The following is a 16,154-nucleotide window of genomic DNA, read 5'->3' as shown; positions in this document are numbered from 1 at the left end:
CGCGGAGCCGGCGCCGATAATGGCTGTGTTGCATCGTACATTCATTCGGAGACTCTCTATGTTGAAAGGCAAGACCGCCCTCGTGACCGGTTCGACCAGCGGAATCGGCCTCGGGATCGCGAAGGCGCTGGCCCGCCAGGGCGCCAATATCGTGCTCAATGGTTTCGGCGATGTGGACGGCCCGCGGGCCGAAGTGCTGGCCGCAGGCCAGGCCGCCGGCGCCCAGGTCGCCTACCACGGTGCCGACATGAGCCGCGTGGCAGACATCGAGGACATGGTCCAGTACAGCGTGCGCAACTTCGGCCAGATCGACATCCTCGTGAACAATGCCGGCATCCAGCACGTGGCACGCGTGGAAGACTTCCCGCCAGAGCGCTGGGATTCCATCATCGCCATCAACCTGTCCAGCGCCTTCCACACCTCGCGCCTGGTCCTGCCCATGATGCAGGCGGCCGATGGCGGCAAGGGCTGGGGCCGCATCATCAACGTGGCTTCGGTGCACGGCCTGGTGGGCTCGGCGCAGAAGTCCGCCTATGTGGCGGCCAAGCACGGCATTGTCGGTCTGACCAAGGTCACGGCCCTGGAGAACGCCACCTCCGGCATCACCTGTAACGCCATCTGCCCCGGCTGGGTGCTGACGCCGCTGGTGCAAAAGCAGGTGGACGCCAAGGCCGAGCAGCACGGCATCAGCAACGAAGAGGCCAAGAAGCTGCTGCTGGGCGAAAAGGAACCCTCGATGCAGTTCACCACGCCCGAGGAGCTTGGCGAGCTGGCTGTGTTCTTCTGCTCGCCCGCTGCCGCCAACGTGCGCGGCGTGGCCTGGAACATGGATGGCGGCTGGGCTGCGCAGTAATCGCGGCCAGACAGGACCACTGCCAAAAAAGGAGCGCCACGGCGCTCCTTTTTTCATGGATGGGTCACCCGGTCAGTACATCTGCACCGAACCCGAAACATGGACCATCACCTGCGCCTTGCCCGCTTCCACGGACACGGCATCCATTTCCGCGCCGGCAGCCTTGGCGGACATGGCCATCATGCGCGGACGCGGCATGGGCACCGAGGTATCGCTGCTGCTCACGTTGACCTCGCGCAGGCTGTAGTTGGCAAAGCCGAAGCTCTTGGACAGCGTGGAGGCGCGCTGCTTGAACTGTTCGATGGCCTTGGCCTGGGCCTCGCCCTCGACCTTTTCACGGGCCTCGCGCGACAGGCCGAAGCCCACTTGCGACAGCGTCATGTCCTGTACCTGGGCCGCCGTCTGCGTGATGCGCGCGAAGTCGCGGCCCTGCAGAAGAATCTCGGCGCGGCCCTGCCAGCCTTCCACCTTGTTGTCCTTGCCATAGCGCGGATAGATGCCGAAGCTGCCGGTGCTCACATCCATCTGGCCCGACTGGGCGCTGCGCTTGGTCACTGCCATGGCGGCCTCGACCACTTTCTGCAGTTGGGACTGGACCGTGGCCGCATCGCGCCCTTCGCGCGTGGCCGACAAGGTGGCGGTCAGCAGGTCCTGCACCACATCCACCGAGCCTTCTGCAGACAACTGCACCACATTGGCCGGCTGTGCCTGCGCCGAGGCGGCGTTCTGCGCCCAGGCACCGCTGGCACAGGCCAGCGCAGTGGCCGCGACCACGGACTTGACCCAGGGGCGGGACAGCTGTTTGGAAAGCTTGCTCATGCGTTCACCCTTTGAAATGAAAGGTAGTTCAGGGATACAACTGCATGCCGCCCTTTCGCTACGGCATGCCGCCAGATGGTGACAGGTATGGAGCCGTTCAGGCCTATTCGCCCCGTCATTCACAACATTATTGCAACGATAAATGCATCAACGCGATGAACCCATAGTTAAATATTCTAAAGACACATTTTCCGTTCTAAATTTAAACGCAACATCTGTAACACACGGCAAAAGTTCGGGGTTTTGACCAGACTTTTCAGCGCAAGCTGGTAACAATGGCGGCTGTTACAAATGACCGACCGAGGATGAACATGGCCACTACGACCAACCGCACCGACAAGATCCTGGTGGTGGATGACGATGCGCGCATCCGCGACCTGCTGCGCCGCTACCTGACGCAGGAAGGCTTCGAGATCATGATTGCCGAAGATGGCAAGGCGCTGAACCGCATCCTGCTGCGCGAGACCGTGGACCTGATCGTGCTTGACCTGATGATGCCCGGCGAGGATGGCCTGTCCATCTGCCGCCGCCTGCGCTCGGCCAATGACCGCACGCCCATCATCATGCTGACCGCCAAGGGCGAGGACGTGGACCGCATCGTGGGCCTGGAAGTGGGCGCCGACGACTACCTGGGCAAGCCCTTCAACCCGCGCGAGCTGCTGGCGCGCATCCATGCCGTGCTGCGCCGCCGCCCGCCGCAGGAAGCGCCGGGCGCGCCCTCCGGCGACAACGAGGTGGTGAGCTTCGGCCCCTTCACCTTCGACCTGGGCACGCGCGTGCTGCAAAAGAACGGCGAGGAACTGCCGCTGACCACGGGCGAATTCGCCATGCTCAAGGCCCTGGTGCGCCACCCGCGCCAGCCGCTGTCGCGCGAGAAGCTGGCCCTGCTGGCGCGCGGCCGCGAGTTCGAGCCCTTCGACCGCAGCCTGGACGTGCAGGTCTCGCGCCTGCGCAAGCTGATCGAGGAAGATGCCGCCGCACCGCGCTATATCCAGACGGTCTGGGGTGTGGGCTACGTGTTCGTACCGGACGGCGCGAACTGAAATGCATCACCCCCTGAGGCGCTGCGCGCCTTCCCCCTCTCTCGCTCCGCGGGAGGGGGACGACGCCCTCGCCGCGAGGCGGCTCTTGCTCGGCGTCCCTGGGTTGGGGCCGTAACGTTTTATGTGCCGTTGACAATGCGCAGCGCCAAAACCTCACTCTGTCGACCGAGACAACCGGTAACGCAGGCTGGCCGGCACAGGCGTAATCTCGCAGCCGGCCCCTAGAATGACGAACCGCATTCCATGAGTTCCTTCACCGTCCCGCCCCACGACGCCACCAGCCCTGCGCCCCTCGACTACGAGCGGCGCATGACTGCGCGCTCTCCGCTGGGACTCAATCTTTTCTGGCGCACCTTCTGCCTGCTGGCCCTGCTGCTGGTGGGCAGCATCCTGGCGTGGCTGCAGACGCTGCGTGCCTTCGAATTCGAGCCGCGCACGCTGCACACCGCCCAGCAGATCGCCTCGCTGGTCAACCTCAGCCGCGCGGCCCTGGTGCATTCGGATGCCATCAACCGTGTATCGCTGATCAAGACCATGGCCGACCAGGAAGGCGTGCGCATTCTGCCGCGCGAGCCTGGCGACAGCTTCGAGCTGCTGGACCAGAGCACGCTGGGCAAGCGCCTGACCGAGGAGCTCACACGCCGCCTGGGCTACGGCACCATCGTGGCGCGCAGCGTCAATGGCGAACCGGGGCTGTGGGTGGGCTTCACCATCAATGGCGACCGCACCTGGCTGCTGATGGACCGCTCGCGCTTCACGCCGGCCAGCGGGCGCACCTGGCTGATCTGGCTGATCACGGCCGGCCTGCTGTCCCTGGCGGGGGCGGCAGCCATAGCGCGCCTGATCAACCGGCCGCTCAAGCAGTTGAGCTATGCGGCCAACCGCGTGCGAGATGGCGACTTTGACGCCAGCCAGCTGGACGAGGAAGCCGTCACCAGCGAGATCCGCGAGGTCAACATCGGCTTCAACCGCATGGCGCAGAAACTCGCCCAGCTGGAGCAGGACCGCGCGGTGATGCTGGCTGGCATCTCCCACGACCTGCGCACGCCACTGGCCCGCCTGCGGCTGGAGACCGAGATGAGCGTGGTGGACGACGTGGCGCGCGAGCACATGGTGGCCGACATCGTGCAGCTGGACGCCACCATCGACAAATTCCTGGACTACGCCCGCCCCGACCATGTGACCCTCAACCCCGTCAACCTGCATGCCGTGGTGTCTTCCTGCGTCTATGCGGTGCAGGACCACCGCGAGCTGCAGATCAGCATGGCCGTGCCCGAAGGCGTCTATGTACTGGCCGACGAGGTGGAACTGGCGCGCGTGATCTCCAACCTGTTCGAGAACGCACGCCGCTACGGCAAGACGCCCGAGACCGAAACCACCCACGTGGACGTGACGGCATCGGAGCGCGAAAGCTGGGTCGTGATTCGCATCCGCGACCATGGCCGTGGCGTGCCGCCCGAGCAGCTGGCCAGCCTGACCCAGCCCTTCTTCCGTGGCGACTCCGCGCGCACGGCCGCAGCGGGCGCGGGCCTGGGCCTGTCCATCGTGGACAAAACGGTGCAGCGCATGGGCGGCGTGTTTGCGCTGTCCAACTCCTCCACGGGCGGGCTGGTCGCCCATGTGCAGTTGCAGCGTGCCTCGGGAGTGGCCAAGGGTGCCGAGCCCGAGCAGCGTCTGCAGCGCCCGCAGATCAAGCGCCAGCTGCCTCCGCGTGCGCAGGACGGCGCCCTGGACGGAGAAGACTGAGCACGCAGCGCGCGTTCGGCAGATACGTTCGGCAAATACAAAGGCCCCGGCGATCGTTGACCGATCGCCGGGGCCTTTTGCATGGGGATGGCACCCCGCTGGTCAGGCGCGGAACAGCAAGGCGGCAGCGCGCGCCTCCATGGCCTGTTGCTGGCCCACGGGCCCGAGCTTCTCGGCCGTCTTGGCCTTGACGTTGACTTGGTCCAGCGCCAGCCCCAGCGCCGTGGCGATGCGCTCGCGCATGGCAGGAATGTGCGGCGCCAGCTTGGGGGCCTGGGCAATGATGGTGCTGTCGATGTTGCCAATCTCCAGGCCCGTGGCGCGCACGCGGCGCGCCGCCTCCACCAGCAGCACCAGCGAATCGGCGCCGCGGAATTCGGGATCGGTGTCGGGGAAATGCCGGCCGATGTCGCCCAGCGCCGCGCCGCCCAGCAGCGCGTCGGTGATGGCGTGCAGCAGCACGTCGGCATCGGAGTGGCCCAGCAGCCCCAGTTCATGCGGCACCTCGATGCCGCCCAGGATCAGCTTGCGCCCGGGCACCAGGGCATGCACGTCCCAGCCCTCGCCAATACGAAAATTCATGTGAAACATTCCAGGTTCAGAAAAACGGATTGCCCGACGCCTGCGGCTGGTCGCGCTTGCCCCGGTAGCGTTCCAGCGTCGCGCCATGCGCGCGCTGCGACAGCACGGCGGCAGCCAGCGCAAAGTCGTCGGGATAGGTGACCTTGAAGTTCTGCGCGCCGCCGGGCACCAGGCGCGGGCGCTGGCCCATGGCCTCCATGGCGCTGGCCTCGTCGGTCACGGCCGATCCCGCGTGCTCCAGGGCGTCGAGCAGCGGCGCGATGCGAAACATCTGCGGCGTCTGCGCCAGCCATTTGTCGCTGCGGTCCACCGTGCCCGCCACGCGCACGCCGCCAGGCCCGGTCACGGCTGTCTTGAGCGTGTCGGGCAGCTTGTGCGCCAGAAGGCCGCCCACGGCATCGTGCTCGCAGGCGTCGATCAGGGCATCGATCAGTTCGGGCGTCACCAGGCAGCGCGCGGCGTCGTGCACCAGCACCCAGTCATGCGCGCTCGCACCGCGCGCCAGCAGCTCCTTCAGGCCGTTGGTCACGGATTCGGCCCGCGTGGCGCCGCCGCAGGCCGCCGTGGAATAGCGCGTGGGCGACGGGCCCGGCAGGCCCTGGCGCCAGAAGTCGTCGCCAGGCGCGATCACCACCAGGGTGTGGTGCACGCGCGCTGTGCCCGCAAAGGCGGCCAGCGTGTGCGCCACCATGGGCGCACCGGCCACCAGGTGGTATTGCTTGGGCAGTTCAGGCGCAGGCGCATCGGGTGCGATGGCGCGCGAGCCCGTGCCCGCGCAGGGGATCAAGGCCCACAGGCGGGCCGGCTCCAGGGACGCGGGCGCAGCCGCCGCAAGCAGATCTGTCATGGTGGCGCATTGTAGTGACGGCCATGCGCCACCATGGACATGCGGGCATGCCTGCATGGCCGCCATGCGTGCTGGCTAAAATGGTTCGATACCCCTCTGCGCGTGCCGAGGGGTTTTGTCGTTACTTCGCCCAGGCGCTGCGGCGCCCACGTCCAAGCACCATGGAACTGCCCAAGCTCACTCCCGGAAAACGCTTCACCCTGCCCCGCCCCGTGGGCAGCGCCGATGCCCTGCTGCTGGCCCGCCTGGGCGAGCGCGAGAAGGCTGCAGGCAGGGTGACGGCCATCGTCACGGCCGACGCCTCGGATGCCCAGCGGCTGATCGACGAGATGGCCTTCTTCGCCCCGGGCCTGCGCTGCGCGCTGTTCCCCGACTGGGAGACCCTGCCCTACGACAGCTTCTCTCCCCACCAGGACCTGATCAGCGAGCGCCTGGCCACGCTGTGGCGCATCAACCAGCGCGACAAGGAGCATGGCGCCGACGTGGTGCTGGTGCCCGCCACCACGGCGCTGTACCGGCTGGCGCCGCCCTCCTTCCTGGCCGGCTACACCTTCGAGTTCAAGAGCGGCCAGAAGCTGGACGAAGCCAAACTCAAGGCCCAGCTGACGCTGGCCGGCTACCAGCATGTCTCCCAGGTGGTCAGCCACGGCGAGTACGCGGTGCGCGGCGGCCTGATCGACCTGTTCCCGATGGGCTCGCTGCAGCCCTACCGCGTGGATCTGTTCGACGACGAGATCGACTCCATCCGCACCTTCGACCCCGACACCCAGCGCAGCCTCTACCCCGTGCCCGAGGTGCGCCTGCTGCCCGGCCGCGAGTTCCCCATGGACGAGGACGCGCGCGCCAAGTTCCGCCACCGCTGGCGCGAGCTGCTGGAGGGCGATCCCACGCGCAGCCGCATCTACAAGGACATGGGCCAAGGCATTGCCACGGCCGGCATCGAGTACTACCTGCCGCTGTTCTTCGACGAAACGGCCACCGTGTTCGACTACCTGGGCGCCGATGCCACCGTGGTGATGCATGGCGACCTGGAGCCGGCCTTCCAGCGCTTTTGGCAGGACACCAAGGAGCGCTTCCGCCTGGTGCAGGGCGACCCCGAGCGCCCGGCCCTGGCGCCCGAGGTGCTGTTCCTGTCCGCCGATCAGTTCTACACGCGCGCCAAGGAGCACGCCCAGCTCGCGCTGCGCCCAGGCACCGAGGACGTGGCAGACAGCGCCATCTTCCAGAAGCTGGAGGACCTGTCCGTGGTGCGCGGCGCGGAAGACCCGCTGGCGCGCCTGCAAAGGCACATTGCCACCAGCGCCCACCGCATCCTGCTGCTGGCCGAGTCCGATGGCCGGCGCGAAAGCCTGCTGGACTTCTTCCGCGCCTCGGGCGTGAACCCGCCAGTCTTCGACTCGCTGGCCGAGTTCCAGGGCGATGCGGGCGAGAAGGTGGGCATTGCCACGGCCGGCCTGATGAACGGCTTCGCCTGGGTGGAGGAAGGCCTGGACTTCGTCACCGAGACGGAGCTGTTCGCCACCAGCCCCACGGGCCGCAGGCGCCGCCGCCAGGAGCAGGTCAGCGATGTGGAGGCGCTGATCAAGGACCTGTCCGAACTCAAGGTGGGCGACCCCGTGGTGCATTCGGACCACGGCATCGGCCGCTACCAGGGCCTGGTCAACATGGACATGGGCCAGAAGAACCCTGACGGCACGCCGGCCGTGCAGGAGTTCCTGCACCTGGAGTACGCGGGCAACGCCGTGCTCTACGTGCCCGTCAGCCAGTTGCAGCTGATCAGCCGCTACACGGGCGTCTCGCCCGAGGACGCTCCGCTGCACAAGCTCGGCGGCACGCAGTGGGAAAAAGCCAAGCGCAAGGCGGCCGAGCAGGTGCGCGACTCGGCAGCCGAGCTGCTGAACATCTATGCGCGCCGCGCCGCACGCCAGGGCCATGCCTTCCGCTACTCGCCCCAGGACTACGAGCAGTTCGCCAACGACTTCGGCTTCGAGGAAACGGCGGACCAGCGCGCTGCCATCCACGCCGTGATCCAGGACATGATCAGCCCCCAGCCCATGGACCGCCTGGTCTGCGGCGACGTGGGCTTCGGCAAGACCGAGGTGGCGCTGCGCGCGGCCTTCGTGGCCATCACGGGCGGCAAGCAGGTAGCCTTTCTCGCGCCCACCACGCTGCTGGCCGAGCAGCATTACCAGACCCTGGTGGACCGCTTCTCCAAGTGGCCGATCAAGGTGGCCGAAGTCTCGCGCTTTCGCTCGGGCAAGGAGATCACGGCGGCCGTCAAGGGCATTGCCGACGGCTCGGTGGACATCGTCGTGGGCACGCACAAGCTGCTGTCGGAGTCCACGCAGTTCAAGAACCTGGGCCTGCTGATCATCGACGAGGAGCACCGCTTCGGCGTGCGCCACAAGGAAGCCATGAAGGCCATGCGCGCCGAGGTGGACGTGCTCACGCTGACGGCCACGCCCATCCCGCGCACCATGGGCATGGCGCTGGAAGGCCTGCGCGACCTGTCCGTCATCGCCACCGCGCCCCAGCGGCGCCTGGCCATCAAGACCTTTGTGCGCAACGAGGGCACGGGCGTGATCCGCGAGGCCGTGCTGCGCGAGCTCAAGCGCGGCGGCCAGTGCTACTTCCTGCACAACGAGGTCGAGACCATCGAGAACCGCAAGCAAAAGCTCGAGGAAATCCTGCCCGAGGCACGCATTGCCGTGGCCCACGGCCAGATGCCCGAGCGCGAGCTCGAACGCGTGATGCGCGACTTCGTGGCCCAGCGCTACAACATATTGCTGTGCTCGACCATCATCGAGACCGGCATCGACGTGCCCAGCTCCAACACCATCCTCATCAGCCGCGCCGACAAGTTCGGCCTGGCCCAGCTGCACCAGCTGCGCGGCCGCGTGGGCCGCAGCCACCACCAGGCCTATGCCTACCTGATGGTGCCCGACCTGGACAGCCTGACCAAGCAGGCCCAGCAGCGGCTGGAGGCCATCCAGCAGATGGAGGAACTGGGTTCGGGCTTCTACCTGGCCATGCACGACCTGGAGATCCGCGGCGCCGGCGAGGTGCTGGGCGAGAACCAGAGCGGCAACATGATGGAGGTGGGCTTCCAGCTCTACAACGAGATGCTGTCGGAGGCCGTGCGCAGCCTCAAGGCCGGCAAGGAGCCCGACCTGCTCAGCCCGCTGTCGGCCTCCACCGACATCAACCTGCACGCGCCGGCCCTGCTGCCCAACGACTACTGCGGCGACGTGCACCTGCGCCTGTCCTTCTACAAGAAACTGGCCACGGCCCGCACCAGCGACCAGATCGACACCCTGCTCGAAGAAATCGTGGACCGCTTCGGCAAGCTGCCGCCCCAGGCGCAGACGCTGATCGACGTGCACCGCCTGCGCGTGCTGTCCCAGCCCTACGGCGTGGTCAAGGTGGATGCAGCGCCCGGCGTCATCAACATCACCTTCAAGCCCCAGCCGCCCGTGGACCCGATGGCCATCATCCACCTCATCCAGAAGAACAAGCACATCAAGCTGGCCGGCAACGAGAAGCTGCGCATCGAGCGTGCCCTGGACAACCCCAAGGACCGCGCCCAGATGGTGCGCGACGTGCTGCGCAGCCTGGGCCAGCCGCTGGTGGAGGCGAAGGCAGCCCAGCCCGCATAGAACGCGTCGTTCCAGCCATGTTCCTCGAAGCGAGCATCGCCCTGCTGGCCCTGGCCACCGCGCTGTGGCTGCGCCCCTGGCGCATGCTGGCCGGCCGCCCGGCTCCGGGCGGCCCGCAGGACCGCATGGCCTCGCCCCTGGTCACGCCGCTGCTGGGCGTGCTCGTGCTGCTGCCCTGGATCTGGGCCCTGCCCACGCTGCACCGCATGCCGCTGCAATTGCAGTGGTCCTCGGCGCCGCTGGTGGTGCTCATGCTGGGCTGGCCTCTGGCCGTGCCGCTGCTGCTCATCGTGGGCGGGCTGGCCGCCCTGCTGTCGCCGGCCCTGGGCTGGGGCGATGCGCTGGGCATCTCGGTCTGGCAGGGCATCGTGCCCGCCACGCTGGCCATGCTCTGGGGCGCGGCGCTGCGGCGCTGGCTGCCGCACCAGATCTTTGTCTACATCCTGGCGCGCGGCTTTGCGGGCACGGTGCTGTGCGTTTTCATCTCGGCCCTGCTGGCCCAGGCGGCGGGCCACGCCCTGCCCGGCGTCAACGAGGATCTGTCGCGCATCGCGCGCTGGCTCATGGCCTGGGGCGATGCCGTGGTCACCGGCATGGTCACCGCCATCTTCGTGGTGTTTCGCCCCCAATGGCTGGCCACCTGGTCGGACGCCATCTACCTGCGCCAGCCGCCCGCAGCCTGACGGCGGGCCCGCCACTGGATATGATCTGCGCCTGTTTCCCGCCAGCCCGGCGGCCCGTCCCCTTTTTGCTGCCCCACCCATGACCGATGTCACCGAATTCGCGCCCGGACTGCTGATCCGCGGCATCCAGCCTCCGCTGAAGCTGGCCGACTACAAGCTCATCGCGTTCGACATGGACTCGACGCTGATCACCATCGAGTGCATCGACGAGATCGCCGACGCCACCGGCAAGAAGGCCGAGGTCTCGGCCATCACCGAAGCCACCATGCGCGGCGAGATCACCGACTTCAAGGACAGCCTGCGCCAGCGCGTGGGCAAGCTCGTCGGCGTGACCGAGGCCGACATGGCCCGCGTGCTGGCCGAGCGCCTGAAGCTCTCCCCGGGCGCCGAAACCCTGGTGCGCGCAGCCCAGGCTGCGGGCCTGAAGGTGCTGCTGGTCTCGGGCGGCTTCACCTACTTTGCCGAACATGTGCGCGGCATGCTGGGCATCGACTTCGTGCGAGCCAACGTGCTGGAGATGCGTGACGGCGCGCTGACCGGCGGCCTGATCGAGCAGCCCTGGGGCGACATCTGCGACGGCGCCGAAAAGCGCCGCACGCTGCTGGAAGTCGCCTCGCTGCTGGGCATTCGCCCCGACCAGTGCATCGCCGTGGGCGACGGCAGCAACGACATTCCCATGATGCAGGTCGCAGGCCTGTCCGTGGCCTACCACGCCAAGCCGCGCGTGCGCAACGAAGCCAAGGTCTCCATCACCGAAGGCGGCCTGGACCGCCTGCTGGAAGTCCTGCGCTGAAAACGGGCGGCAGCGGCGCGCGCAGGCCGCTGTGCCGCTCCGCAATCAATAGCTGAGAATGTTCTGTGGGCTTGCTTTTCCGGCAAGCCCCAGTCTTTTCTACAATGCTTCACGCAGCCCCATAGGCCACCGCCCCAGCGCCGGGTGGCCCACCTACAACAGCAGGCTGCACGCCGGCGCATCCGCGCGCCGGTGCTTGGAATCCCCTCCCCCATCCCCATGTGACACACAAGGCCGCAGGCCTGCCCGCATACGGGCAGCCTGTGGCGCGCCGACCGGCGCGGGCCCGCCTGCGCCGACCGTGTACATGACCACCATGATTGGAAAAAACTCCGTGAAGACTTCGTTCCGCGCCACTGCCTCCGTGATCGCCCTGGCCATTGCATCGCTGACCGTGCCCACGCTGGCCCAGGCCAAGCGCATGGGCAGCGGCGGCAAGTCCGTGCGCCCGGCGTCGATCGGCAAGGCCCCCGCTCAGCCCGCAGCGCCTGCGGCCCCCACCGCCAGCAAGGCGGCAACGCCTGCCAGCCCTGCAGCTCCTGCCACCCCCGCCACCCCCGCCGCACCGGCCGCGCCCGCCGCAGCCGCCGCTCCGGCAGCGACACCTGCCACTGCAGGTGCTGCAGGCCCGGGCATGATGGGCACGCTGGGCGCCGCCGCCGTGGGCGCCGTTGCCGGCTCCATGGCCGGCAATGCGCTGGCCGGCGCCATGACCCCTGAAAAGGATGCAGCCGCCAAGGAAGCCGAAGCCAAGGCCAAGGCCGCTGAAACCGAGGCAGCCGAGCTGCAGCGCAAGGCCGACGAAGCCAAGGCCAAGGCAGAAGCCGCCCGCGCCGCGGCCAAGTAAACCGCCTGCTCCTTGCAAAAGGCCGCGCCTGTCGCGGCCTTTCTTTTTTTGTCCAGCGGCTGCTTCAACGGCCTTGCGCATGCTCTCCACGCAGCGTCATCACGGCGCTGGCAATGCTCGCAACGGTCTTGCCATCATCACGCTCGATTTCACAGCGGTAGTGGCTGATCGTGCGTCCACGGTGCTCGGCCCACGCCCGCGCGCACAGCCTGGAACGCCAGACCGGGCGCAGGAAGGCCGCCTTCAGGTCGATGCTGGTGAAACTCTGGCCTGGCTCCATCAAAGTGGAATGCGCCGTGCCTATGGCAGCATCGGCCAGTTCGCACAGCATTCCGCCATGGACCGTGCCCTGCTGGTTGCCATGGCGCTGCGCATCGGCGTCGAACTCCACGACGGCCATGGCTTCGCCGACGGCCACTATGCGAAACCCCAGCATCTGCGAGATCGCGGTCGGATAGCGCATGTGCGTGGCCTCGTCTGCGGCAAGCCGCCCTTCGATCTGCCGCTGCAGATAGTCGAGCACGGGGAGATAAGTGCTGGGAAGATGCATGGATTTCCTGTCTGGAGAGGGAGGGCAAGGCCCGGGAATGCCCGTCTCGCCAGTGTGATGACCTAGACTGGAACAATCAAAAAATTGTCCTAGCTACACTCCATGGCTGCCTCTCGCGTTGCTCTGCTGACTGAACGGCTGGCCGAAGACATCCGCGCCGGCCTGCTCGCGCCCGGCACGCTGATGCCCACGCACCGCGACCTCGCGGCCCGCCATGGCATGGCCGTGGCGTCCGCCAGCAAGGTGTATGCGCGGCTGGCCTCCCTCGGCCTGGTCATCGGTGAAACCGGGCGCGGCACCTTTGTGCGGGATCGGCCGCAGCAGCGCGAATGGGATGGCGGCGACGAATCCCGCCTGAGTTCGGACACGGCCGACCTGTCCTTCAACCATCCCACCTGGCCCGGACAGGCCGGGCTGTTGCGCTCCATGCTGCGCGAACTGGCTGCTTCGGGCGACCTGGCTGCGCTCATGCACCAGCAGCCGCCCGGCGGCCGGCTGCACGAGCGGCGCATCGTGGCCGACTTCCTTGCCCGCGAACGCGGCCTGGCTGCCGAGCCGGAACGCATCTTCCTGGTCAACGGCGCGCAGCAAGGACTGGACGTTGCCGTGCGTGCGCTGCTGCGGCCCGGCGATGCGGTGGCCGTGGATGCGCTGACCTACCCGGGCTTCAGGATGCTGGCCGAGCTCCAGGACCTGGACCTCCAGCCGGTCCCTGCCCTTGACGAGGGTCCCGACCTCGATGCATTGGAGCGGCTGTGCGCACGCCGGCGCATACGCGCCATCCATGCCATGCCCACGCTGCACAACCCCCTGGGATGGGTGATGCCGCTGGCGCAGCGCCAGCGCCTGGTGGAGATCGCAAGGCGCCACGATTGCCTGCTGATCGAGGATGCTGCCTATGCCTTTCTTGCAGGCAAGGCGCCCGCAGCCCTCGCAACGCTGGCGCCAGAGCGCTGCATTCACGTCTCCAGCCTCTCGAAAAGCGTGGCCAGCGGGTTGCGCTTCGGCTTCATGGTGGTGCCCCAGGCATGGGCAGGCCGCGTCAAGGCCGTGGTGCGCGCCAGCCACTGGAGCATGCCGGGCCTGGTCACGGCCATGGCCACGCGCTGGATGGCCAGCGGCTCCGTGCGGCAGCAGGAACAACGCATGCGGCAGGAGGCGCGGCGCCGGCAGGCGATTGCGCGCAAGGCGCTGGCAGGAATGCAGATGCTGGCCCACCCCTGCTCGCTCTTCCTCTGGCTGCGCCTGCCCGGGGAGCTGCGAATGGACCGGGTGGCCACGGCGCTGGCCCAGTGCGGCATCGCCGTATCGCAGGCCCACGCCTACGCAACGACACCCCATGCCCCGCATGCGCTGCGCCTGGGACTGGGTTCGGTGCCTCTGCCGCAACTGGAGGCCGTACTCGTTCAGTTGCGGGATACCGTGGAAGGCTTTCCCCCCTGAGCCTGCCGGGCCAGGGCCCGGTTCAGCGGCCTTGCGCTTCAGCGCGGCCCGGCGCGCAGCGGCTGCAGCAGGTGCGACAGGCCGTTGTGGTCCAGCTCCTGCATCAGCGCCAGCAACTGGCCCAGCTCTCCCTTGGGGAAGCCTTCGCGTGCGAACCAGTTCAGATAGTTGCCGGGCAGGTCGGCGATCAGCCGGCCCTTGTACTTGCCATAGGGCATGTGCACCAGCACCAGCTTTTGCAGCATTTCGGAGTCCATGGCGGCGATGGTACGCGCTGCGGCATCGCAAGAATCTGCATAAAAAGCCACAGCCTTATAACCAAATAGCAAAATTGTTCATTGCGGCCGCTGGCGCCGCACTAGACTATGCGCCTGCCTGCCGTACCGCCCGATACAGAACCACTCCACCGGGCCTGCGGCGTTTTTGCAACCCGTTGAAGAAAGTCCTCCGGTCATGTTGAAGAAAGCCCTCTCCGCAATCGCGATTGCCACGCTGGCCCTGACGGCCCAGGCCGCCGACGTGCTCAAGGTCGGCGCCACCGCCGTGCCCCATGCAGAAATCCTCAACCATGTGAAGCCGGCCCTCAAGGCCCAGGGCATCGACCTGCAGATCAAGGAATTCAGCGACTACGTGCAGCCCAATGCGGCCGTCGAGGACAAGCAGCTGGACGTGAACTTCTTCCAGCACCAGCCCTACCTGGACAGCTACAACAAGGACCGCAAGACCTCGCTGGTGGCCGTGCCCAATGGCAAGGTCCACGTGGAGCCCTTCGGCGGTTACTCGCAGAAGATCAAGAACGTGAAGGATCTGAAGGACGGCGCCACCATCGCCATCCCGAACGACCCCTCCAACGGCGGCCGCGCCCTGATCCTGCTGGCCAAGCAGGGCCTGATCGAGCTCAAGGACCCCAAGAGCCTGACCCCCACGCCGCTGGACGTGGCCAAGAACCCCAAGAAGCTCAAGTTCAAGGAACTCGAAGCCCCGCTGCTGCCACGCGCGCTGGCTGACGTGGACCTGGCCCTGATCAACACCAACTACGCCATCGAGGCCAAGCTCAATCCCACCAAGGATGCGCTGTTCATCGAAGGTGCCGATTCGCCCTACACCAACATCGTGGTCTCGCGCCAGGACCGTGCCAACGATCCCAACATCGCCAAGCTGATGAACGCGCTGCACACGCCCGACGTGAAGAAGTTCATCCTCGAGAAGTACAAGGGCGCTGTCGTTCCTGCGTTCTGAGGCGCAGGGAATGCAGCTGCTCGGCTGCATCCTGTCCCCGCAAAAAAAGCGCTGCCTCGGCAGCGCTTTCTTCATTCCCCTTCCCTGGTATCGCCACTCAACCCGCAGGCGTCACCTCGGCCGGCGCCTTGGCTGCCGCAGCGGGCCGCGTGATGGCGCTGCCCATGGCCGCGCCCATGATGCAGGCGATAGCCAGCCACTGGGTGCCCACCAGGTGCTCATGCAGCAGCAGCATGCCCATGAGGGCGGCAATCGCAGGCTCCGTGGCCAGGGCAATGCCGAAGGTGGCCGGCGGCAGGCGGCGCAGGGCCATCATCTCCAGCGTATAGGGCAAGGCGCTGGAGATGGCCGCCACCACCAGGCCGAAGGCCAGGATGGACGGCTGCAGCAGCTTGGCCCCCGCCTCGGCCACGCCGAAGGGCACCACCACCATGGCGGCGAACACCAGGCCCAGCGACACGGCCTGGCCGCCGGGAATGCTGCCCAGGCGCTGCCCCAGCAGGATGTACAGCGCCCAGCAGATGGCAGCGCCCACGGCGCAGGCAATGCCCACGGGCTCCAGCACCAATCCGCCCGCGCCGACGCCCCCTATCGGCAAAATCAGGGCCAGCCCCGCCACGGCCAGCGCCAGCCAGACAAAGTCCACCGGCCGGCGCGAGTGGTAGATGGCCACGGCCAGCGGGCCGGAGAATTCGATGGCCACGGCCAGTCCAAAGGGAATGGTGCGCAGCGCCATGTAGAACAGCAGGTTCATGGCGCCCAGCGCCACGCCGAAACGCAGCAGCGCCCACGCCTGGGGGCGGGCCAGCGTCCAGCGCCAGGGCCGCCAGATGGCCACCAGGATCAGCGCGGCAAAGCCCACGCGCAATGCCGAAGTGCCCTGGGCGCCCAGCACCGGAAAAAGCTGCTTGGCCAGAGAAGTGCCCACGCCCAGTGCCGTGACCGAGCCCAGCACGGCCAGCAGGGGCCAGGCGCGGTTCCATGTGGTGTTTGTTGTCATGGCCCGTACGATATTGCAGGCCAGCGATGCAAAAGGCTCGTTTTGGTGCCTCT

The 16,154-nt window shown here is 67.3% G+C and carries 15 protein-coding genes; 9 read left to right on the top strand and 6 right to left on the bottom strand.

Annotation, left to right across the window (positions count from 1 at the left end):
• Positions 1 to 58 precede the first annotated feature (58 nt).
• Positions 59 to 853, top strand: a complete 795-nt coding sequence (locus tag DACI_RS14305; protein WP_012204702.1) for a 3-hydroxybutyrate dehydrogenase — start codon at positions 59 to 61, stop codon at positions 851 to 853.
• 72 nt (positions 854 to 925) lie between these two features.
• Here the strand turns inward: DACI_RS14305 and DACI_RS14300 are convergent, their stop codons facing one another.
• Positions 926 to 1,672 carry an SIMPL domain-containing protein gene (locus DACI_RS14300; RefSeq protein ID WP_043781482.1) on the bottom strand — a complete coding sequence of 249 codons (747 nt, stop codon included), beginning with the start codon at positions 1,670 to 1,672 and terminating at the stop codon, positions 926 to 928.
• 305 nt (positions 1,673 to 1,977) lie between these two features.
• Here DACI_RS14300 and ompR point away from each other — a divergent pair, with 305 nt between their 5' ends.
• Both ompR and DACI_RS14290 read left to right on the top strand, forming a co-directional pair.
• Entirely contained in the window at positions 1,978 to 2,715 is a 738-nt protein-coding gene (gene ompR / locus DACI_RS14295; protein ID WP_017404718.1) for an osmolarity response regulator transcription factor OmpR, read from the top strand.
• A 243-nt stretch (positions 2,716 to 2,958) separates the two neighbouring features.
• On the top strand, positions 2,959 to 4,461 hold the full coding sequence (locus tag DACI_RS14290; protein ID WP_012204699.1) for an ATP-binding protein: 1,503 nt from the start codon (positions 2,959 to 2,961) through the stop codon (positions 4,459 to 4,461).
• A gap of 102 nt (positions 4,462 to 4,563) precedes the next feature.
• On the opposite strand, the gene ispF is transcribed toward DACI_RS14290, so the two are convergent.
• Together ispF and ispD are read right to left on the bottom strand one after the other, a co-directional pair.
• Positions 4,564 to 5,043, bottom strand: a complete 480-nt coding sequence (ispF, locus tag DACI_RS14285; protein WP_013803157.1) for a 2-C-methyl-D-erythritol 2,4-cyclodiphosphate synthase — start codon at positions 5,041 to 5,043, stop codon at positions 4,564 to 4,566.
• 16 nt (positions 5,044 to 5,059) lie between these two features.
• Complete coding sequence (gene ispD / locus DACI_RS14280) at positions 5,060 to 5,890, bottom strand: 2-C-methyl-D-erythritol 4-phosphate cytidylyltransferase (protein WP_043781478.1); 831 nt, start codon at positions 5,888 to 5,890, stop codon at positions 5,060 to 5,062.
• Positions 5,891 to 6,051: 161 nt separating this feature from the next.
• Between ispD and mfd the strand changes: the two genes are divergently transcribed.
• The 4 genes from mfd to DACI_RS14260 all read left to right on the top strand — a co-directional run bounded on the left by mfd (position 6,052) and on the right by DACI_RS14260 (position 11,869).
• Positions 6,052 to 9,546 (top strand): transcription-repair coupling factor, encoded by a 3,495-nt coding sequence (gene mfd, locus DACI_RS14275; protein ID WP_012204696.1) that lies wholly within the window; start codon positions 6,052 to 6,054, stop codon positions 9,544 to 9,546.
• A gap of 17 nt (positions 9,547 to 9,563) precedes the next feature.
• A complete protein-coding gene (locus tag DACI_RS14270) occupies positions 9,564 to 10,229 on the top strand; it encodes a hypothetical protein (RefSeq protein ID WP_012204695.1) in 666 nt (221 codons plus the stop codon).
• Between the two features lie 79 nt (positions 10,230 to 10,308).
• Positions 10,309 to 11,022 (top strand): phosphoserine phosphatase SerB, encoded by a 714-nt coding sequence (serB, locus tag DACI_RS14265; RefSeq protein WP_012204694.1) that lies wholly within the window; start codon positions 10,309 to 10,311, stop codon positions 11,020 to 11,022.
• Positions 11,023 to 11,329: 307 nt separating this feature from the next.
• Positions 11,330 to 11,869, top strand: a complete 540-nt coding sequence (locus tag DACI_RS14260; RefSeq protein WP_043781475.1) for a hypothetical protein — start codon at positions 11,330 to 11,332, stop codon at positions 11,867 to 11,869.
• 64 nt (positions 11,870 to 11,933) lie between these two features.
• On the opposite strand, the gene DACI_RS14255 is transcribed toward DACI_RS14260, so the two are convergent.
• The gene (locus DACI_RS14255) at positions 11,934 to 12,419 is read right to left on the bottom strand and encodes a PaaI family thioesterase (RefSeq protein ID WP_012204692.1); all 486 of its coding nucleotides are present in this window, start codon (positions 12,417 to 12,419) and stop codon (positions 11,934 to 11,936) included.
• 102 nt (positions 12,420 to 12,521) lie between these two features.
• Between DACI_RS14255 and DACI_RS14250 the strand changes: the two genes are divergently transcribed.
• The gene (locus DACI_RS14250; RefSeq protein WP_012204691.1) at positions 12,522 to 13,862 is read left to right on the top strand and encodes an aminotransferase-like domain-containing protein; all 1,341 of its coding nucleotides are present in this window, start codon (positions 12,522 to 12,524) and stop codon (positions 13,860 to 13,862) included.
• 38 nt (positions 13,863 to 13,900) lie between these two features.
• On the opposite strand, the gene DACI_RS14245 is transcribed toward DACI_RS14250, so the two are convergent.
• Positions 13,901 to 14,119 (bottom strand): DUF3820 family protein, encoded by a 219-nt coding sequence (locus tag DACI_RS14245; protein ID WP_034391884.1) that lies wholly within the window; start codon positions 14,117 to 14,119, stop codon positions 13,901 to 13,903.
• Between the two features lie 196 nt (positions 14,120 to 14,315).
• Here DACI_RS14245 and DACI_RS14240 point away from each other — a divergent pair, with 196 nt between their 5' ends.
• On the top strand, positions 14,316 to 15,101 hold the full coding sequence (locus DACI_RS14240; RefSeq protein WP_012204689.1) for a MetQ/NlpA family ABC transporter substrate-binding protein: 786 nt from the start codon (positions 14,316 to 14,318) through the stop codon (positions 15,099 to 15,101).
• A 97-nt stretch (positions 15,102 to 15,198) separates the two neighbouring features.
• On the opposite strand, the gene DACI_RS14235 is transcribed toward DACI_RS14240, so the two are convergent.
• The gene (locus tag DACI_RS14235; RefSeq protein ID WP_012204688.1) at positions 15,199 to 16,101 is read right to left on the bottom strand and encodes an EamA family transporter; all 903 of its coding nucleotides are present in this window, start codon (positions 16,099 to 16,101) and stop codon (positions 15,199 to 15,201) included.
• Positions 16,102 to 16,154: the final 53 nt, after the last annotated feature.

It is taken from the genome of Delftia acidovorans SPH-1 (assembly GCF_000018665.1).
GTDB classification, from domain to species: Bacteria; Pseudomonadota; Gammaproteobacteria; order Burkholderiales; family Burkholderiaceae_C; genus Comamonas; species Comamonas acidovorans.
The sequence above is the reverse complement of the archived record's forward strand: the minus strand, read 5'-3'. Positions and strand labels throughout refer to the sequence as shown.